The organism is Bradyrhizobium sp. HKCCYLRH1034, assembly GCF_051168375.1.
Lineage (GTDB): Bacteria > Pseudomonadota > Alphaproteobacteria > Rhizobiales > Xanthobacteraceae > Bradyrhizobium.
On record NZ_JBNPUW010000011.1, the window covers coordinates 21,601 to 41,728 of the forward strand.

The 20,128-nt window shown below is 64.9% G+C and carries 16 protein-coding genes; 5 read left to right on the forward strand and 11 right to left on the reverse strand.

All coding sequences use genetic code 11. From position 1 onward, the window contains the following. Positions 1-276: 276 nt before the first annotated feature. Positions 277-2,136, forward strand: coding sequence for a glutaminase A (glsA, locus tag ACQR0W_RS24240; protein WP_316172011.1), 1,860 nt, complete (start codon positions 277-279; stop codon positions 2,134-2,136). A 675-nt stretch (positions 2,137-2,811) separates the two neighbouring features. Here the strand turns inward: glsA and ACQR0W_RS24245 are convergent. The 4 genes from ACQR0W_RS24245 to ACQR0W_RS24260 all read right to left on the reverse strand — a co-directional run bounded on the left by ACQR0W_RS24245 (position 2,812) and on the right by ACQR0W_RS24260 (position 6,862). Beyond that, a complete protein-coding gene (locus ACQR0W_RS24245) occupies positions 2,812-3,168 on the reverse strand; it encodes a Zn-ribbon domain-containing OB-fold protein (protein ID WP_316172012.1) in 357 nt (118 codons plus the stop codon). Next, the gene (locus ACQR0W_RS24250; protein ID WP_315749747.1) at positions 3,165-4,301 is read right to left on the reverse strand and encodes a thiolase family protein; all 1,137 of its coding nucleotides are present in this window, start codon (positions 4,299-4,301) and stop codon (positions 3,165-3,167) included. The genes ACQR0W_RS24245 and ACQR0W_RS24250 overlap by 4 nt, the downstream gene beginning before the upstream one ends. A 184-nt stretch (positions 4,302-4,485) precedes the next feature. Beyond that, the gene (locus ACQR0W_RS24255; protein WP_315749745.1) at positions 4,486-5,652 is read right to left on the reverse strand and encodes an acyl-CoA dehydrogenase family protein; all 1,167 of its coding nucleotides are present in this window, start codon (positions 5,650-5,652) and stop codon (positions 4,486-4,488) included. Between the two features lie 4 nt (positions 5,653-5,656). Beyond that, complete coding sequence (locus tag ACQR0W_RS24260; protein WP_316172013.1) at positions 5,657-6,862, reverse strand: CaiB/BaiF CoA transferase family protein; 1,206 nt, start codon at positions 6,860-6,862, stop codon at positions 5,657-5,659. A 256-nt stretch (positions 6,863-7,118) separates the two neighbouring features. Between ACQR0W_RS24260 and ACQR0W_RS24265 the strand changes: the two genes are divergently transcribed. Further along, entirely contained in the window at positions 7,119-7,544 is a 426-nt protein-coding gene (locus ACQR0W_RS24265; RefSeq protein ID WP_315749742.1) for a GFA family protein, read from the forward strand. 678 nt (positions 7,545-8,222) lie between these two features. Further along, positions 8,223-8,786: a DinB family protein gene (locus ACQR0W_RS24270; RefSeq protein ID WP_316164604.1), complete on the forward strand. Its 564-nt coding sequence runs from the start codon at positions 8,223-8,225 to the stop codon at positions 8,784-8,786. Positions 8,787-9,000: 214 nt separating this feature from the next. On the opposite strand, the gene ACQR0W_RS24275 is transcribed toward ACQR0W_RS24270, so the two are convergent. From ACQR0W_RS24275 to ACQR0W_RS24305, 7 genes are all read right to left on the reverse strand, one after another. Continuing rightward, positions 9,001-9,555 (reverse strand): GNAT family N-acetyltransferase, encoded by a 555-nt coding sequence (locus ACQR0W_RS24275; RefSeq protein WP_316164603.1) that lies wholly within the window; start codon positions 9,553-9,555, stop codon positions 9,001-9,003. A gap of 193 nt (positions 9,556-9,748) precedes the next feature. Beyond that, positions 9,749-10,918: an acetyl-CoA acetyltransferase gene (locus tag ACQR0W_RS24280; protein ID WP_316164602.1), complete on the reverse strand. Its 1,170-nt coding sequence runs from the start codon at positions 10,916-10,918 to the stop codon at positions 9,749-9,751. Positions 10,919-10,993: 75 nt separating this feature from the next. Continuing rightward, on the reverse strand, positions 10,994-11,977 hold the full coding sequence (gene denD, locus ACQR0W_RS24285) for a D-erythronate dehydrogenase (protein WP_315749735.1): 984 nt from the start codon (positions 11,975-11,977) through the stop codon (positions 10,994-10,996). Positions 11,978-12,197: 220 nt separating this feature from the next. Further along, the gene (locus ACQR0W_RS24290; RefSeq protein WP_315714455.1) at positions 12,198-13,106 is read right to left on the reverse strand and encodes a carbohydrate ABC transporter permease; all 909 of its coding nucleotides are present in this window, start codon (positions 13,104-13,106) and stop codon (positions 12,198-12,200) included. After that, a complete protein-coding gene (locus ACQR0W_RS24295) occupies positions 13,103-14,056 on the reverse strand; it encodes a carbohydrate ABC transporter permease (protein ID WP_315749734.1) in 954 nt (317 codons plus the stop codon). Before ACQR0W_RS24295 ends, ACQR0W_RS24290 begins: the two co-directional genes overlap by 4 nt. 266 nt (positions 14,057-14,322) lie before the next feature. Beyond that, positions 14,323-15,645, reverse strand: coding sequence for an ABC transporter substrate-binding protein (locus tag ACQR0W_RS24300; RefSeq protein ID WP_315749733.1), 1,323 nt, complete (start codon positions 15,643-15,645; stop codon positions 14,323-14,325). Positions 15,646-15,712: 67 nt separating this feature from the next. Next, positions 15,713-16,774 carry an ABC transporter ATP-binding protein gene (locus ACQR0W_RS24305; protein ID WP_316187230.1) on the reverse strand — a complete coding sequence of 354 codons (1,062 nt, stop codon included), beginning with the start codon at positions 16,772-16,774 and terminating at the stop codon, positions 15,713-15,715. Between the two features lie 300 nt (positions 16,775-17,074). Here ACQR0W_RS24305 and ACQR0W_RS24310 point away from each other — a divergent pair, with 300 nt between their 5' ends. Together ACQR0W_RS24310 and ACQR0W_RS24315 are read left to right on the forward strand one after the other, a co-directional pair. Next, positions 17,075-18,154: a LacI family DNA-binding transcriptional regulator gene (locus ACQR0W_RS24310; protein WP_315827387.1), complete on the forward strand. Its 1,080-nt coding sequence runs from the start codon at positions 17,075-17,077 to the stop codon at positions 18,152-18,154. A 138-nt stretch (positions 18,155-18,292) separates the two neighbouring features. Beyond that, positions 18,293-20,116, forward strand: a complete 1,824-nt coding sequence (locus ACQR0W_RS24315; protein ID WP_316172015.1) for an IlvD/Edd family dehydratase — start codon at positions 18,293-18,295, stop codon at positions 20,114-20,116. The last annotated feature ends 12 nt before the right edge of the window (positions 20,117-20,128 follow it).

Here is a 20,128-nt window from a genome sequence, read left to right on the forward strand (position 1 = left end):
TCAGCGTGTTGGCACAAGACTCGGCATCCTCAGGCAATCGGCTGCAGGATGCGGGAGGGACGATCGTCGCCGGTTCCAACGCGCGGTACCGTAGCGGCGGCTTTCGATGGGCATCGCCTCTCGCGCATGGCAACACGGGACGGTCATCGCGCCCGCAAACCCGCTCAATCGGTGAGCAGCGGCAACATTTGACCAGCGTTGCGACAAGTGTGGGCTGGCTGCGCCGTCGCGGCTGCGACATAACCGGCGCGAGACCTTGTTCCCGCCGAGCTTGCCATGACCACCCACCCGAGGCCGATCCGACGTCCGCAGCATTGGGCGACGGCCGCGATGCCGCCGCTGCAGCGCTTCCTGTCGGCCTGCCATGCCGACTTCTGGCCCGATCATGACGGCACCGTTGCGAACTACATCCCCGAGCTCGGCAAGGCCGACCCGGCGCATTTCGGCATCGGCCTCGCCACATTGGACGGCCACGTCTACGAGGTCGGCGACAGCCGCGTGCCGTTCACGATCCAATCGATGTCGAAGCCGTTCGTGTTCGCGCTCGCGCTCGATACGCTCGGCTCCGACGAGGTCGAGCGCGTGATCGGCGTCGAGCCGTCCGGCGATCCCTTCAATTCCATCCGGCTCAATGCGGAGAACCACCCGTTCAATCCGATGGTCAATGCCGGCGCGATCGCGTGCAGCGGTCTGATCCGCAAGGCACGTCAGAATGACGCCTTCGAGACCATCCGCGACGCGCTCGGCCGCTTCGCCGGCCGCAAGCTCGATGTCGACGACGCGGTGTTCGCGTCGGAAGCCGCCACCGGCGATCGCAACCGCGCGATCGCCTATCTGCTGCGGACGTCGGAGGTCATCAGGGAGCCTGTCGATGACGTGCTCGCGGTCTACTTCCGGCAATGCGCCGTGCTCGTCACCGCGCGCGACTGCGCGATCATGGCGGCCACGCTCGCCAATCGCGGCATCAATCCCGTCACCGGCGAGCAGGTGGTGACGCCCTATGCGGTGTCGCGCACGCTGTCGGTGATGACCTCGTCGGGCATGTATGACTTCGCCGGCGAGTGGATCTACCGTGTCGGCATTCCTGCCAAGAGCGGCGTCGGCGGCGGCATCCTGGCGAGCCTGCCCGCGCGGCTCGGGCTCGGCAGCTATTCGCCCAGGCTCGACGGTCACGGCAACAGCGTGCGCGGCATCAAGGTCTGCGAGGCGCTGTCGGCGCATTACGGCCTGCACATGCTCAACCGTTCCGACGATGCGCGCACCACGATCATCGCCGACTACGACATCGGCGCCAGCCCGTCGCGGCGCAGCCGCCGCGCGCAGGAGCGCAACATCCTCGCCGCACATCCGGACGCGGTGCGCGTGCTCGAGCTGGTCGGTACGCTGTCGCTCTCCAACGTCGACTACGTCTCGCGCCAGCTTGCGGCGAGCACGCGACCGCAATTCGTCATCGTCGACCTCCATCGCGTCACCGCGATGACACAAGCAGGCGTGCGCCTGCTTTCCGAGCTGTTTCACGAGCTCGCCGACTTCGACGTGACCGTCGTGCTGTCGGGCATCCGCCGCAGCTCGCCGGAATGGCAGGAAATCGCGGCCCGCACCGGCGACATCAGGAACGTCCGCGACTTCTACCTGCTCGACGCCGCGATCGAATGGGCCGAGGACCAGATCGTCTATCGCTATGGCGGCGCCATCGATTTCCTCGAAACCACCGAGCTCGCCGAGCAGCCGCTGCTCGCGGGGCTCTCCGCGGACGAGCGCCATGAGCTCGCGGCACTGGCGATCATCCGGCACTATCGGCAGGGCGAACGCATCCTTGCGGCCGGCGATGCTGCGGCCTCGCTGTTCTTCCTGCGCTCCGGCGTCGTCCACGTCACCCTGCCCGACGGCATCCGGCTCGCGACGCTGACGGCAGGGCAATGCTTCGGCGAGATGGCACTGCTGGAGCCCGTGCGCTCCGCCGACGTCGTCGCGGATTTCTCCGCCACCGCTTTCGAGATCTCGCTGGTGGATTTCGAGCGTTTCCGCGTGCGCCATCCGAAAGCCGGCGAGCGCATCATGCGCAATCTGGCGCAACTGTTGGCGGAGCGCCTGACGGTCGCCAATGCGCGGCTCAACCTGCTCGCGGCAGACTGATTTCAGTGCGTCGAAGTCCGTCATCGACGTGTCGCACGCGGTCGAAGCAAACAAATACTCAAGGTTGCAATTCACAGTAACTAACAGCTTCCGGTCGATAATTCGCATCACTCGTATTTGTACGGGCTCGCCTAAACGTTACCGGGACTCGGTCGCAGGACAACCATAAGCGAGCCCAATTCACGCCGCATTACCCGACGATGTTCTGAACCGTCGATGAACGCCGAGTGGGGACTCGCGAAGCGAACGTCGAAGTGGGGTGTTCCGAGTAAAATTCCAGCCGACGTAGCGTGTGTATTTGCGCCACGGAGAGTCGTGTCCAGTGTCCAGGGAGGAAACGGCATGAAGGAAGCCACTAAGAGGGCAACGTCGGAGGCACTCGCGCATATGCTGGCGGTGACATCCATGATCGTCATCGCCAGCGTCCTGTTCTACGGGCGATGAAGGGCTGTCTGGAGGTTCTGCGTCGCAGTTTCTTCATCGCCCGTAGGTAGGAATGTGAGCTTGATTGCTCACGCGAACGACCGAGTTGAGTTGCGTTTGAGTTAGTAGGCGTAGCGTAACAGTATTGTGTCAATCGCGCGGCGATCCGGGTCGGGACGAATTTTTCATGCGTATCGTCCCGCCTCGGCCGCCCGCGGTCGACCTTTTCAGACGTCGTTCTGTTCCCCATCTTCATTTGACTTTCCCGAAGTACGGCACGATGCCGCCTGCGAAGGTGACGAAGCAGGCCATGACGAGATCGCCGATCGCAAGTTCGTGGTCGCCATGGGCCATGATGCGAAAGCCCTCGCGCATATCCACCAGCACGATGTTGTAGGGCACATGCGCGCGCGTCTCCGGCGTCGCGGCACGACAGACCAATGATGCCGCATAGATGGTACCTTCGCCCGTCGCCGCGTGATCGGTGAGCGCAAGCGAGCCGCAGGCCGCGCAGAAGCCGCGGCGGAAATACTGCAGGTGGGCACAGCACGCACAGCGCTGAAAGCGAATCGCTGCACCCCCCCTGGTCCAGTCGGACGATTCGCTCATCGCACACGCTCCCAGAACATGCTGACATGCGACGACAGCACGCCGCCATCGCCGTGCAGCAGCGCCAGCGCTGCTTCGCGGACTTGGCGAGGTCCGGCGCGCCCCGTCATCTGCAGATGCGCTTCGCTCAGATGCGCCATGGCGCCGCCGACGCCGCAATGACCGTAGCTGAGCAGCCCGCCATGGGTGTTGAGCGGCACGGCGCCGTCGCGGCTGAAATGACCGGCCCTGACCCGCGCCGCCGCCTCGCCGCGGCCGGCGAGGCCGAGATCCTCGAGCAGCATGCAGAGCGTGATGGTGAAACTGTCATAGACGGCGGCGTAGTCGACGTCTTTGATGTCTACACCCGCTGCTGCCTTCGCCTTCGCGATCGCGATTTCGGCACCAAGCTCGCTCAAGGCCGGCGCCGCCGTGACGTGCTGATGCGTATGCGCCTGGGCACAGCCGCGCACGTGCACCGCAATCGCTCCGGTCGGCTCGCGGCTGACGACGATGGCGGCGCCGCCGTCGGACACCGGACAGCAGTCGAGCAGCTTGAGCGGCCGCGCCACCGGCTTCGATGCCATGACGTCCGCGATGGTGATCGGCTCATGGAATTGCGCGCCGGGATGATCGAGCGCATGCGCCCGCATCAGCACGGCGAACTCGGCGAGGTCATGCTCGGTGACGCCGTATTCGTGCATGTAGCGCGAGGCGACGAGGCCGTAATAGGCAGGGATGGTCGGCCCGAGCGGCAGCTCATAATCGGGATGGCCGACCTGGGCCAGCGCCTGGATCGACGCATCGCGGCTCTGCCCGGTCAGCCGGTTCTCTCCGGCGACCACGAGCATGTGCCTGACGACGCCGGCTTCGACCAGGTGATGCGCGAGCATCACCATCGCGAGCCCGGTGGCGCCGCCGACCTGCACCGCATGGGCGTAAGAGGGTGTGATGCCGAAGTGCTCGGCGAACACGGTTGCGAGCATGATGTGCGGCGACACCGTGGAATAGCCGCACAGGATGCCGTCGATGTCGCGCCGCGTCAGCCCGGCATCATCCAGCGCAAGCTGCGCCGCCATGCTCATCAGGTCGAGCGACGAGCGGCCGTCATGCCTGCCGAACGAGGTAAGCCCGGTGCCGGTGATGTAGGTCATGGTCCCCACCACGAGCGCCGCTGCGCTCCCCTCCCCCTTGTGGGGCGGGGTCGGGGGTGGGGATGGCCGCACGACGAGCCTTCGTGGGGTACCCCCCTCCCTGCCCCTCCCCCACAAGGGGGGCGGGAATGCAGGCATTGTGCGTCCATCACGATTGCGTTCATCATCTCAGTCAGAACCCATCTCAATACGACTTCGGCAAACCGAGGACCTTCTCAGCGATGAAGCTGAGGATCAGTTGCGGGCTGATCGGGGCGATGCGGGGGATCAGGGATTCCCGCAAATAGCGCTCGACGTGATACTCGCGCGCATAGCCGAAGCCGCCATGGGTCATCACCGCCTGCTCGCAGGCGTGGAAGCCGGCTTCGGCGGCGAGATATTTCGCGGCGTTCGCCGCCGGGCCGCAAGGCCGGCCCTGGTCGTACTGCCAGCCGGCCTGCAGCACCATCAGCCACGCGGCCTCCAGCTCCATCCAGTTCTTCGCCAGGGGATGCTGGATGCCCTGGTTCTGGCCGATTGGGCGATTGAACACGTTGCGCACCTTCGCATAGGCCGACGCGCGCGACAGTGCGAGATGACCGAGCCCGACGGCTTCGGCGGCAATCAGGATACGCTCCGGATTCATGCCGTGCAGGATGTAGTCGAAGCCGCGCCCCTCCTCGCCCAGGCGATCCTCGACCGGAATCTCGACATCCTCGAAGAACAGCTCATTGGAGTCGACCGGCTTGCGGCCCATCTTCTCGATCTCGTGCACCTTGATCCGGCTGCGGTCGAAATCGGTGTAGAACAGGCTGAGCCCATGGGTCGGGCGCTTCACCTCCTCCAGCGGCGTCGTGCGCGCCAGCAGCAGAATCTTCTCGGCGACCTGCGCGGTCGAGATCCACACCTTCTGGCCGTTGACGATGTAGCGGTCGCCCTTGCGCACGGCACGCGTCTTGAGCTGGGTGGTGTTGAGGCCGGTGTTCGGCTCGGTCACGGCGAAGCAGGCCTTCTCGCTGCCATCGACGATGCCCGGCAGCATCCGCGCACACTGCTCTTTGGTCCCGAACACGACGACCGGATTGAGCCCGAACACGTTCATGTGGATCGCCGAGGCACCGGACATGCCGGCGCCGGATTCGGCGATGGTGCGCATCATGATCGCAGCATCGAGAATGCCGAGCCCGGAGCCGCCATACGCCTCCGGGATGCAGATGCCGAGCCAGCCAGCCTCGGCCAAGGCCCTGTGGAAGTCGGCGGGAAAACCGCCCTCCTTGTCCTTCTTCAGCCAGTAGGCATCGTCGAAGCGAGCACAGATTTTGGCCACCGCATCGCGGATCGATTCCTGGTTGGCGGAGAGCGCGAAATCCATCGTCTCACTCCCTGGCAGGCGCCGGCGTCGTCACGCCGTCGCGGATCATCGCGGCGATCTCCTCGTCCGAGAAACCAAGCTCGTGCAGGATAACCGCGCCATGCTCGTTCGGCCGTGCCGCCAGACGCTGCGGCTCGGCTTTGGTCTCGGACCAGGTCGCGGACACGCGGGTGCTGCGGATCGGACCTTCGGTCGGATGTTCGACCACGGGAAAGAAATCGGTCGCCACGAGGTGCGGATCGTTCAGCAGGCCTTCGAGGTCGTGCATCGGCATGACCGGGATATCGGCTTCGTCCAGCAGTCTGGTCCACTCGGCCGTGGTCCGTGTCTGGAAGATGCGCGCGAGCTCGGCATAGACGAAATCGATGTTGGCGGCACGCCGGGCAAAGCTGTTGAACCTGTCATCCGCGCGCAGGTCGGTGCGGCCGGACGCGGTGAAGAACGCGTCCCATTGCTTGTCGTTGTAGACGATCACGCAGATATTGCCGTCGGCGGTCTTGTAGGGCCTGCGGTCGGGCGACAAATGCCGCGCATAGCCGCCCTTGTCGAGCGGGGGCTGGTAGGTGAGCCCGCCCATGTGGTCGCCCATGATGAAGGCCGACATGGTCTCGAACATCGGCACGTCCAGGCGCTGGCCGCGCCCGGTGCGGTCACGGTGCACGAGGCTGGCGCAGATGGCACCGACCGCCGTCAGGCCGACGATGCGGTCGACCAGCGCATTGGGCACATAACGCGGCGTGCCGTCACCGGCGACCGCCATCAGATGCGACAGCGCCGCCCCGCCCTGGATCAGGTCGTCATAGGCCGGTTTGGCCGCATAGGGACCATCCTGGCCGAAGCCGAACACACCGGCATAGACCAGCCGCGGATTGAGCGCGGAGACCACGTCATAGCCGAGGTTCAGCCGCGCCATCGCCTGCGGCCGGATGTTGTAGAGCAGGACGTCGGCGTCCTTGATGAGCCGCAGCGCGGCCTCGCGTCCCCTGGGCTTCTTGAGGTCGAGGCAGATCACGCGCTTGCTGCGGTTGGTATTGAGATAGACCGGCCCCATGCCCGGATGATGCCACGGGCCGATCTTGCGGGTGACGTCTCCTTCCGGCGATTCCACCTTGATGACATCGGCGCCGTAGTCGCCGAGCGTCTGGGCGGCATACGGCCCCATCAGCACGGTGGTCATGTCGATGACCTTGATGCCCGCAAGCGGTCCCATCGTGGCGTCGGCTCCCTCGATCCTTGTTGTCGCCAGAGCTAACGGCACCTGATGTTCCCTAGCAAGCCGCCGCGCGGGTATGGGGCCATGCGTCAGATCCCCCGCCGCAACATTCCGTGTCGCGGATCACGGACGACGACCGCCGCGCTGCACCAGATGTTCCCCGCCGCGAGCTGCATTCTAGGATTCCATTTCAGCGTTCAGGTGTGTCAGCATGCCGGTCCAACATCCAAAACAAACACGAGGGAGAACACTCATGACGCTCTATCAGGGCAAATGCTTCTGCGGCGCGGTCGAGATCGAGGCCGATGGCGAGCCGGAGGCGATGGGCTATTGCCACTGTTCGTCGTGCCGCTCCTGGTCGGCCGGTCCGGTCAACGCCTTCACCCTGTGGAAGCCTGCGAACGTGCGGGTGACCAAGGGGGCTGACGCGATCGGCAGCTATCACAAGACCGACATGAGCCACCGCAAATACTGCACCAAGTGTGGCGGGCATCTGATGACCGACCACCCGCCGCTCGGCATGATCGACGTCTATGCCGCGACGATTCCGACGCTGAAGTTCACGCCCGGTGTGCACGTCAACTACGCGGAGACGGTGCTGCCCATCAGGGATGGCCTGCCGAAGCTGAAGGATTTCCCGGCGGAGTTCGGCGGCTCCGGCGAGATGATGCCGGAGTGAGACAAGGTCTGCTTTTCGCAAGCACCCAAGCATCGATGGCCTCGCGACAGGATCTGTCCGAGCTGTGCTGATCGAAGCCGCCCCCTTCGAAACAGAGGGCGCAGGGAAGGCCGGGTGCCGACTGGCACCCGTGGCCCCCGTGCGAAAGAAAGCACGGGGAGAGAACCACAGGTTCAGCCGGACCGACCCGGCCTTCCCTGCGCGATGGTTTTCACGCTTATTTCGCGCTCTCCTCGGTGCGCCGGCTTTTGGCCACCGTCGTCCTTGGGGATCATCATGCCCCGCGAACTTGGCATCAGCGTCGGGATGCCGGGACCACGCGACTTCACGTCCGCGCCATGCCGTTCGTCCGCGCAGACAAGCTACGCTGCGACACGTCGCGGCCACCGCCTCCCTGCCTCAACGTTCGTGACGATCGCGAAGCGCCCCTCGTGGCGAAGCAGGATGGGGAGAGTGAAACATATTTTCTGGAAAAGCGAAACATGAATATTTTTGACCAGGGGACTGGACAGGCCAAATCAGCTTGAAGGCGCTGGCGAAATTCGCCGCTTGGCCGATCCCGGCAGAGTTCCGCAAAAGCGCATGGGGATGATGCGCTCCGGCCCGCGGAAATGGATGGTGAAGGGAGCACGGAGTTCCGTATGATCTGCGGCGAGCCATCACGGGGTGCCCTGATCAATGCCCGCCGATCTCGTCCAGACCTTCCGCGCGTTCGCCTACAACAATGCCTGGGCCAATCACCGGCTGCTGACCGCCTGCGGCCAGCTCAGCGCCGAGGATTTCGCCGCCGAGCGCAGCGGCTTTTTCCCCAGCCTGCAGCGGACGCTGAACCACATCTACATCATCGACCTGTTCTACATCGACGCGCTGGAAGGCGGCTGGCTCGGCCCGATGGCGTGGCAGAACGAGGTGCCGTTCCCGCGCCTCGCAGATCTTGCGAAGGCGCAGGGCGCGATGGACCGCCGGCTGATTGCTTTCTGCGAGGCGCTCACGCCGGCGCGGCTCGACGACACCGTCCGCATCAACCGCGAGAGCCGGGTGCAGAACGAGCGCTGCGACCGGCTGCTGCTGCACCTGTTCCAACACGACATCCATCACCGCGGCCAGGCGCATGCCATGCTGTCGAGCACCAGCGTCAAGCCGCCGCAGCTCGACGAGTTTTTCCCTGCGGATGATTCAAGCTTGCGGGCGAAGGATTTCGCCGAGCTGGGGTTCAGCGAGGAAAAGGTGTGGCGGAGCTGATACACGCGTGGCTTCCCTCCCTCCGTCATTCCGGGGCGCGCGCAGCGCGAGCCCGGAATCCATAGCCACAACCGGCCGTCGGGCGCGAGATGCTCGTGGCGCCTGCCTTCGACACACCTCGTCCTGTGGTTATGGATTCCGGGCTCATTCGCGCTGCTTCAAAATGGCTTCGCCATTTTGCGCGCGAATGCCCCGGAATGACTGGGAGGAAGGATCAGCACGAGGCATTGGCCCACACCTCGCGCGGAAGCCGGTACATCACCTGCCGGCGCAACGGGCTGTCCGCCTCGACTCGCGGATGATCGAAATCCGACGCCTCGTTCCTGATCATGCCGAGCTTGCGCATGACGTTCTGTGACGCCTGATTGGCCGGCGCGGCATAGGCGATGATCTCGTGGAGGCCGAGCTCATCGAAGCCGAACGTGAGCGACGCCCGCGCCGCCTCGGTCGCAATCCCCCGCCCCCAGGCCGCGCGCGCCAGCCGCCAGCCGATCTCGACCGCCGGCGTGAACGGCGCATCGAAGGCGACGCGGAACAGGCCGGTGGCGCCGAGGAAAGTGCCGGTGGCGCGGTCTTCGACCACCCAGAAGCCGAAGCCGTGCGCGGCCTGATGGGCGATCTGGAAATCGATCCACCGGTCCGAGTCCTGCCGCGTTGGCAGCGCGCGGAGGAATTGCATCACGGCCGGATCGGCGGACATCGCCGCGAACGGCGCGCGATCGTCATCGCGCCACTCGCGCAAGGTCAGGCGTTCGGTGGAGATGATCATGATGGGCAATCGGACCAGTCAATGACAAAGAGCTTCCGCATGGCGGAAGCTCTCCTGTATCACCGTCGTTGCGAGGAACGCAGCGACGAAGCAATCCAGAGCGGCACGCGCGGCCCCGGATTGCTTCCGCCGTCGCCTTTCGGGCTATGGCGGACAAGTCGCTTCGCTCGCAATGACGGAGGATGGACCTCGCCTACTTCGCTGGCTCCAGGATCGACACGTAGTTGGCCACGGCCGCGCCGCCCATGTTGAAGATGCCGCCGAGCTTGGCGTTGAGGAGCTGCATGCCCTCGGGCGCGGAGCCGGTGAGCTGCATGGCGGTCATGACGTGCATGGAGACGCCGGTGGCGCCGATCGGGTGGCCCTTGGCCTTGAGGCCGCCGGACGGATTGACCGGCAGCTTGCCGTCCTTGAGCGTCCAGCCCTCCTTGATGGCGCGGGCACCCTGCCCCCGCGGCGTCAGGCCCATCGCCTCGTACTCGATCAGTTCGGCGACCGTGAAGCAGTCATGGGTCTCGACGAAGGAGAGATCGGAGAGCGTGACGCCGGCTTTCTCCAGCGCGCGCTGCCAGGCCACGGTGCAGCCCTCGAAGGCGAGGATGTCGCGCTTGGACATCGGCAGGAAATCCTGCGCATGCGCGGTGGCGCGCACGTTCACTGCCTTGGCGAAGGACTTCGCGGTCTCGCTGTCGGTCAGCACCAGAGCGGCGGCGCCGTCGGACACCAGCGAGCAGTCGGTGCGCTTCAGGGGGCCGGCGACGTAAGGGTTCTTCTCGCTCTCGGAGCGGCAGAACTCGAAGCCGAAATCCTTGCGCATCTGAGCATAGGGATTGGCGACGCCGTTCCTGTGGTTCTTGGCGGCGATCAGCGCCAGCGCGTCGGACTGGTCGCCGTATTTCTGGAAATAGCCCTGCGCGATCTTGCCGAACACGCCGGCGAAGCCGCCGACGGTGTCGCCGTCCTCCGGCAGGTAGGACGCCTTGAGCAGGTTCTTGCCGATCTCCGGGCCCGGTGTGCGCGTCATCTGCTCGACGCCCACGACCAGCACGATTTTCGCGGCGCCGGCGGCGATGGCGCGGATGCCCTGGTGCACGGCGGCCGAGCCCGTCGCGCAGGCGTTCTCGACCCGGGTCGCCGGCTTGAAGCGCAGCGCCGGATCGGCCTGCAGCACCAGCGAGGCGGTGAAATCCTGGGGCGAGAAGCCCGCGTTGAAATGGCCGAGCACGATCTCGTCGACGTCACCGGCCGAGATGCCGGCGTCGGCGATCGCCTCGTTGGCGACCTTGACGACGAGGCTCTCGACGGTCTCGGCGTCGAACTTCCCGAATGGCGTATGCGCCCATCCGACGATGCTGGCGGTCATGCTCTCTCTCCCGAATGTCTCCCTGCCCCTCAAATGGCGCTTTGCGCCATGTGAGTCCAGAGGCTGGCGGCCGTCTCAGGCCACGAACTTGCCACCGAGCTCATCCTCGATGTGAATCCGGATGATGTCGTCGAAGGTCTTTTCCTCGGTGGTGAAGCCAAGTTCGCGAGCCCGCTTGGCCTCGAAATTCCGCGGCCAGCCGGCGACGATGCCCACAATGAAGGGATCCGGCTCCCGCTTGATGCGATCCGCCACCTTGTCGCCTGCCACGCGGCGCAGGGCTGCGATCTGCTCGCCAACCGTCGCCGACAGGCCGGGCATGGTCAGGTTCCGGCGTGGGCCGATCTTGGCCGTGTCCATGGTTGCGGCATGCAGCAGGAAGCCGACCGCCGAGCGCGGCGTGGCGTGCCAGTGGCGGACGTCCTCCGACACCGGCAGCACGGCCTCCTTGCCGGCCAAGGGCTCGCGCAGGATGTTGGAGAAGAAGCCGGAGGCGGCCTTGTTGGGCGCGCCGGGGCGGATGCAGATGGTCGGCAAGCGGATGCCGACGCCGTCGAAGAAGCCGCGGCGGCTGTAATCAGCCAGCAAGAGCTCACCGATCGCCTTCTGAGTGCCGTAGCTGAGCAGCGGCGCATTGACGAACTCGTCGCCGATGGCCTCGGGGAACGGCGCGCCGAACACCGCGATCGACGAGGTGAAGACCAGCCGCGGCTTGTAGCCGTCGCCGATCAGCCTGACGGCGTCGAACAGCATCCGCGTGCCGTCGAGATTGATGCGGTAGCCCTTGTCGAAATCGAGCTCGGCCTCGCCGGAGACGATCGCGGCGAGGTGGAAGATCACGTCGGGACGGCCGGCGACGAGCTTCTCCGCAAAGCCTGGGACGGCGAAGTCCCCGGCGATGGTGTCGACGGCGATGGACGTGTCGGGCTTAGACGGCGCGACGATGTCCTGCAGCGTCATGCGAGTGATGGCCTTGTCGCCGAGGCGGCCGTCGCGGACGAGACGCTCGACCAGCTTGCGCCCGACCATGCCGGCGGCGCCGAGAACGAGAATATGCAAGGGTATGCTCCTTCAAATGCAACGATTGGGCGTGGTCTCAACGTTCGTCATTGCGAGCGAAGCGACTTGTCAGCCATAGCCCGAAAGGCGACGGCGGAAGCAATCCAGAGTCATCGGAATGGCTCTGGATTGCTTCGTCGCTTCGTTCCTCGCAATGACGGGAGTTGAGATCCGCGTGAGCAGCAAGCGACGCCTTGACCCGGCTCACGGACAAAGCCGCCTACTCCTTCACCGCGCCGGTCATGGCCGACACATAATGCTCGACGAAGAAGGCGTAAAGAATGACCAGCGGCAGCGAGCCGACCAGGGCGCCGGCCATCAGCGATCCCCATTTGTAGATGTCGCCGTCGACGAACTCGTTGACGATCGCGACCGGCACGGTCTTGTTCGGCGTCGACTGCAGGAAGGTCAGCGCGTAGATGAACTCGTTCCAGCACAGGGTGAACGAGAAGATGAAGGCCGAGATCAGGCCGGGCACGGCGAGCGGCACCACGATCTTCACCAGGATCTGCCAGCGGCTGGCGCCGTCGATCAAAGCGCATTCCTCGAGCTCGAACGGGATGGTCTTGAAGTAGCCCATCAAGAGCCAGGTCGAGAACGGGATGAGCAGCGTCGGATAGACCAGGATCAAGGACAACGGCGAGTCGAACAGCCCATAGGCCTGGATCACCGAGGCCAGCGGGATGAACAGGATCGACGGCGGCACCAGATAGGCGAAGAAGATCAGCACGCCGACGGTATCGGCGCCCTTGAAGCGCAACCGCACGATCGCATAGGCCGCGAGCACGGAAGCGAAGATCGACAGCGTGGTGGCGCCGACCGCGACATACATCGTGTTCCACAGCCAGCGCGGATACTGCGTCTCGAACAGCAGCTTGGAGATGTGCTTGAAGGTCGGATGCACCACCCAGAACGGATTGTACTTCTCCATGTCGATCAGCTGCTCGTCCGGTTTGATCGACGTCAGCCCCATCCAGTAGAACGGGAACAGCAGCACCACGAGGATGATGCCGAGCGGCAGATACAGCGTGATCAGCCGGCGCGGCAGCGACTCGAGGTAGCTCATGCCCTCGGATTCGTCGGTGCCGGCCGTGGTGGGCGCCTTGGCGTGCAGCGTGGTGTCGGTCATTGGTCGGATCCTTGCTGCCATTTGCGCCGTTGCATGCCAAACCAGGAGATCGCGATCGCCGCCATCAGGAACGGGATCATCGCGGTGGCGATCGCGGCGCCCTCGCCGAGCCGTCCGGAGATGATGCCGCGCTGATAGCTCAAGGTCGCCATCAGATGCGTGGCATTGACCGGGCCGCCGCGGGTCAGCGCCCAGATCAGCTGGAAGTCGGTGAAGGTGAACAGCACCGAGAAGGTCATGACGACCGCGATGATCGGCGTCAGCAAGGGATAGGTGATGAAGCGGAAGCGCTGCCAGCTGGTGGCGCCGTCGAGCGTGGCCGCCTCGTACAGCGAGGGCGACACGGTCTGCAGGCCGGCGAGCAAGGTGATCGCGACGAACGGCACACCGCGCCAGATGTTGGCGATGATGACGGAGGCGCGCGCCCAGGAGGTGTCGCCGAGGAAGTTGATGTTCTGGGTGATGATTCCGAGCTTGATCAGCGACCAGGAGATGATCGAGAATTGGGAATCGTAGATCCACCAGAACGCGATCGCCGACAGCACGGTGGGCACGATGAAGGGGATCAGCACGATGGCGCGGATCATCGCCTTGAACGGCATGTGCCGGTTCAACAGCAGCGCGAGATAGAGCCCGATGGCGAATTTGATGGCGCTCGCCACGATCGTGTAGAGCAGCGTGTTGAACACCGACAGCCAGAAGATCGAGTCGTCCCACAGCCATTCGTAGTTCTCCAGACCGACGAAGACGCCGCTGCGGCCGATCTTCTCGTCGGTGAAGCTCATCCAGACGCCGAGCCCCAGCGGATAGGCCAGGAACAGGATCAGGAAAGCCGCCGCGGGCAGCATGAACCACAGCGCGATCACGTTGCGGTTGGTCTTGATGCGCACCCATGCCGAGGGCTCGCCGACGGCGGCGCCTCGTGGCAACGAGGTCTGAATGGTACTCATTTATCCAGCAGCTCCCTTCGAACCGTGGGGTGAGCGACGCGCGCCCACCGGCGTTCGGGACGGATAGAGTTACTCCGTCATTGCGAGGAGCGAAGCGACGAAGCAATCCAGAGTCCAACGTTCGGCCCTGGATTGCTTCCGCCGTCGCCCGTCGGGCTATGGCGGACACGTCGCTGCGCTCGCAATGACGGTGGGCACGGCGCGTTGCGCCTTGCCCACCCTCCGACGATGGCGACCGGCGCTCTCGCGCGCCGGTCGGCCTCGCCTCAGCGGAAGATGCGCTTGGCGGAGCGCTCGGCGCTCGCCATCGCCGTCTTCACGTCCTCGCGGCCCGTGCAGTAGTTCGCGAACATGTCGACCAGGACGAAGTCGGCGATCGCGGCCGCAGCGGCCTCGCCGAGCTTGCCGACGCCGGCCGGCGTGGTCGCGGTCGCCGCGACGTCGCGATACGGCGTGTTCTTCGGATCGACGGTCCAGATCGGGTTGGCGTCATAGGCCTTGAGGAAGTGCGACAGGTAGCCCTGCGCCGCCTCGATCCACGGGTTGAACTGCTCCGGCTCCAGCATGAAGGCGGTGAACGCCTTGCAGGTCTGCGGATACTTCGAGAAGTTGAACACCAGGATCGGGAAGCCCAGATGCATCTCGCGGGTCTTGCCGTCGAGGCCGGGCGGCAGATGCGCGTGGTTCATGTCCTCGGCGATCTGCGGCGCCTCCTTCTTGGCGGTCACGTAGATCGAGATGCCGTTGACGGTGGCGTAGAGCTGGCCGGCCAGGAACGCCTTGTTGTTGGAGCTATCGTTCCACGACGCGGTGCCCGGCACGAAATTGTCGTACAGGCCCTTGACGTATTCGAGCGCCTTGGCGGTCTCCGGCGAGTTGATGACGACCTTGTTGTCCTTGTCGATCAAATTGCCGCCGTGCGCCCACAGCGCCCAGTGCACCCAGCCATTGGCGTCGCCCGAGGCATGGCCGAGCGCCATGCCGCCCGGGGTGCCGTTCTTGTTCATGGCCTTGAAGAACTCGGACATTCCCGCGAGATCCTTCGGGAACTCCTTGAAGCCGGCCTTTTCAGCCGCCGAGACGCGGTAGTTGATGAGACCGCCGGTGGCCGCCACGGGAATGCCGATCCACTTGCCGTCGAGCATGCCATAGGCCTTGCCCGAGTCGGTCCAGCCGCCGCACTTCTTGCCGAGGTAATCGGCGACGTCGGTCATGTCGACGCACTTGTTGGAGAACAGGAAGGGCAGCGTGTAGAGGCCCCACACCATGTCGAGCCCCTGCCCCGTATTGGCCGCGACCGAGGCCTTGGGCTGGACGTCGTCATAGGATTCGTTGGAGACGTTGATGGTGACGTTGTTGGCCTTCTGGAAGGCGTCGACGATCTTCATGAAGGCCACGTCCTCGGCCTCGACGAAGCGCTTCCAGCGCATCATGTTGATCTTGGCGCCGGGCTCGGGCTTGAAGGGCGAGGTCTGCGCCCAGGCCTTGGCGTAGCCGAGCAGGTCCTCGGCCGACATGGTCGCGGCAGCCGCCAGCAAGGTCGCGCCGCCCTTGAGCAGAGACCGTCGATCGGTGGGGAAATAAGCCATCTGAAGTTTTCTCCCGTTGAGTATTTTGCTTGTTTTGTTTGTTCTGTCGTTGCGTCGAGCGGCCGGCTCAAATCCTCCGGCCGCTATCCTTGTCGAACAGATGCGCCGCCGACGCCCGCGGGCGCAAATGGATCTTCTCGCCGGGATTGACCTCGTGGCGATCGCGGAACACCGCGATGATGTCCTGGGTGCCGATCCGGGCGACGATCTGCGTCTCCGAACCGGTCGGCTCGACCACGACGACCTCGGCTTCGATGCCGTCGCTGGCGAGCTCGAGATGCTCGGGCCGCACGCCGTACACCACAGGACGACCGTCGGAGGCCGCCGGCGCGGCGAGGATCGGCAGCCTGGCGCCGTTCTCGGTCTCGACATAGACCGACCCATTGGACTTCAGGTGGCCGTTGAGGAAGTTCATCGCCGGCGAGCCGATGAATCCGGCCACGAACTGGTTGTCCGGCTTGTCGTACAGATCGAGCGGCGAGCCCATCTGCTCGACGATGCCGTCATGCATCACGACGATCTTGTCGGCCATCGTCATGGCCTCGATCTGGTCGTGGGTGACGTAGACGGTGGTGGTCTTGAGACGCTGATGCAGCTCCTTGATCTCGGTGCGCATCGCGACGCGCAGCTTGGCGTCGAGGTTCGACAACGGCTCGTCGAACAGGAACACCTGCGGATCGCGCACGATGGCGCGGCCCATTGCGACGCGCTGGCGCTGGCCACCGGAGAGCTGGCGCGGATAGCGGTCGAGCAGCGGCGTCAGCGCCAGGATCTCGGCGGCGCGCGCGACGCCCTTCTTGATGTTCTCCGGCCGTGCGCCGCGCAGCTTCAGCGAGAAGCCCATGTTGTCGGCGACCGTCATATGCGGATAGAGCGCGTAGTTCTGGAACACCATCGCGATGTCGCGCTCTTTCGGCTGCACGTTGTTGACGACGCGCTCGCCGATCGAGATGGTTCCGGCGGTGATGTTCTCGAGCCCTGCGAGCATGCGCAGCAGCGTCGACTTGCCGCAGCCGGACGGCCCGACCAGCACGACGAACTCGCCATCCTCGATCGGAATCGTCACGCCGTGCAGCACTTCGAATCCGCCGAATGATTTGCGCACGTCGCGAATTTGCACCGACGACATCAATTTCCTCCTCAAAGACCGACAGCATTGGCTGCTTGCCGGCGGCATTCTGACCGTTGTTCTCGGCCGTTTGATCAGGCCGCTTGTCGTTTTGTAGTCCTGGTCGTGCAGTCTTGTTCTTGGTGGTCTTGTTTTTGATGGTCTTGTTGGCTCTGGTCGTTCCGACCGGCTCCGAAACAGGGCCAGTGCGGCCGACATTGTCCGCAGTTCAGTTCGCTTCCGCAATGCCTCGCTTAGCAACCGCGTGATAGCGCTGTCAATATCGCTTGTGTACCAGACCGCCTATGCTATGAGCGAGGCATGGGACGGAAACGCATCGAGCCGGGCAAAGTCCGGCTGACCGAAGTTGCGGCACTGGCGGGCGTCAGCCCGATCACGGTGTCACGCTTCTTCCGTAATCCCGACACGGTCTCGGCCGGCCGCCGCACGAGGATCGAGAGTGCCGCCAAGGAGCTCGGCTATGTGCCGAACCTCGCCGCGCGCGCGCTCGCATCGCAGCGCACCGAAGTGATCGGCGTGCTGATACCGTCCCTCACCAACAACGTGTTCTCCGACGTGCTGCGGGGCATCTATGATGCGTTCGAAGGCAGCCGCTACAGCATCCAGCTCGCCAACACCCGCTACAGCGTGTTGCAGGAGGAGCGCCTGCTGCGGTTGTTCCTGATGCAGAAGCCGGCCGGCCTGATCGTGACCGGTCTCGACCAGACGGCGGAGAGCCGCTCGATCATCCAGGCAGCGGACTGTCCCGTCGTGCAGATCATGGAGCTCGGCGCCAACCCGATCGACATGATGATCGGATTTTCGCACGTCGATGCCTGTTTTGCAGCCATTTCACACCTTCTCGCGCAGGGCTGCCGTCGCATCGGCTTCATCGGCGCCCGCATGGACCCAAGGGTGCAGCGCAGGCTGCAGGGCTATCAGAACGCGATGAAGGAGGCCGGCTTGTTCGACCCGCGTCTCATCGTCACGGCGCCTGTTCCGACCTCGACCACAATGGGCGGCAGCCTGTTCTCCGATCTGCTGATGAAGGCGCCGGATCTCGACGCCGTGTTCTGCGCCAACGACGATCTCGCGCTCGGCGTGCTGTTCGAATGCCAGCGCCGGCACATTGCGGTACCCGAGCAGATCGCGATCGTCGGCTTCAACGACATGGAATTCATGGCCGCGGCGGTTCCGACGCTCACCAGCGTGCGTACCAATCGCTACGAGATGGGTCGGCGTGCGGCGACGATGATCATGGACGCCGTCGAAGGCCGTCCCGTGGCGCAGCGCGTCGTCGATCTCGGCTTCGAGGTGATCGAACGGCAGAGCTCGACCTTGCAGCGCGCCGCCGCAAGTCCGCAGCCCGCGTCGGGGCGCGCTTCCGGAACAAAATGGTAGCGCAACCAAAAGCCATGAACTAGAACCACTCGAACCAACGACGACTTGAACGAAAGACGTAGGCGATCTTCGACAGCGGGCCGATAGCGCGCAGACGACGGACCGGCCTCGCCACGTTTGCACTGCGGGAGAAAACACATGACGAACTCGAACGGGCATGCCGGCAACGGCGCTGACAAAAGCCGCAAGCTGCGCTCGCAGGCGTGGTTCAACGATCCGCACAATCCGGGCATGACCGCGCTCTATCTCGAGCGCTATCTGAATTACGGCCTGACCCGGGCTGAGCTGCAGTCGGGCAAGCCGATCATCGGCATTGCCCAGACCGGCAACGATCTCTCGCCCTGCAACCGCCACCACATCGAGCTGGCGCACCGCGTCCGCGAGGGCATCCGCGCCGCCGGCGGCATCGCGATGGAATTTCCGACCCATCCGATCCAGGAGACCGGCAAGCGCCCGACGGCCGCGCTCGACCGCAACCTCGCTTATCTCGGCCTGGTCGAAATCCTGTTCGGCTATCCGCTCGACGGCGTGGTGCTGACGACCGGCTGCGACAAGACGACGCCGGCCTGCCTGATGGCCGCGGCGACCGTGAACATCCCCGCCATCGTGCTGTCGGGCGGCCCGATGCTGAACGGCTGGCACGAGGGTCAGCGCACCGGCTCCGGCACCGTGGTGTGGAAGTCGCGCGAGCGGCTCGCCGCCGGCGAGATCGGCTATGAGGAGTTCATGGAGATCGTCGCCTCCTCGGCGCCGTCGGTTGGCCATTGCAACACCATGGGCACGGCATCGACGATGAATGCGCTGGCCGAGGCGCTCGGCATGTCCCTGCCCGGCTGCGCCGCGATCCCCGCGCCCTATCGCGAGCGCGGCCAGATCGCCTACGAGACCGGAACGCGCATCGTCGACATGGTGTGGGAAGACCTGAAGCCATCCGACATCCTGACACGCAAGGCGTTCGAGAACTGCATCGTCGCCAACTCCGCGATCGGCGGCTCGACCAACGCGCCGATCCATATCAACGCGCTGGCGCGCCATGTCGGCGTCGAGCTCGACATCGACGACTGGCAGAAGGTCGGCCACGACGTGCCGCTGCTCGTCAACATGCAGCCGGCCGGCTTCTATCTCGGCGAGGAATTCCATCGCGCCGGCGGCGTGCCGGCCGTGATCGGCGAGTTGATGCGGCACAAGCGCATCCACGAGGACGTCATCACCGTCAACGGCCGCAGCATGGGTGAGAATTGCCGCGAGGCAGCGAAGCCCGACGGCGACGTGATCTGGTCCTACGACAAGCCGCTGGTGAAGGATGCCGGCTTCCTGGTGCTGCGCGGCAACCTGTTCGATTCCGCGATCATGAAGACCAGCGTGATCTCCAAGGAGTTCCGCGACCGCTATCTCAGCAATCCGAAGGACCCGAACGCCTTCGAGGGCCGCGCCATCGTGTTCGAGGGGCCTGAGGACTATCACGACCGCATCGATGATGAGCGGCTTGCGATCGACGAGCACTGCGTGCTGTTCATCCGCGGCGCCGGTCCGATCGGCTATCCCGGCGGCGCCGAGGTCGTGAACATGCAGCCGCCGGCGGCGCTGATCAAGCGCGGCATCCTGTCCCTGCCCTGCATTGGCGACGGCCGGCAGTCCGGCACCTCGGGCTCACCGTCGATTCTCAATGCGTCGCCGGAGGCCGCCGCCGATGGCGGGCTCGCAATCCTCAAGACCGGCGATCGCGTGCGCATCGACCTCAACAAGGGCTCGGCCAATATCCTGATCTCGGACGAGGAGCTTGCGAAGCGGCGCGCCGAGCTGAAGGCCAAGGGCGGCTTCCCGCACCCCGCCAACCAGACGCCATGGCAGGAGCTCTATCGCAACACCGTCGGCCAGCAGGCCACCGGCGCCTGCATGGAGCTTGCCACGCGCTATCACAACATCGCCGGCACCGTGGGTGTGGCAAGGCATAATCACTAGACCCAACTGCCG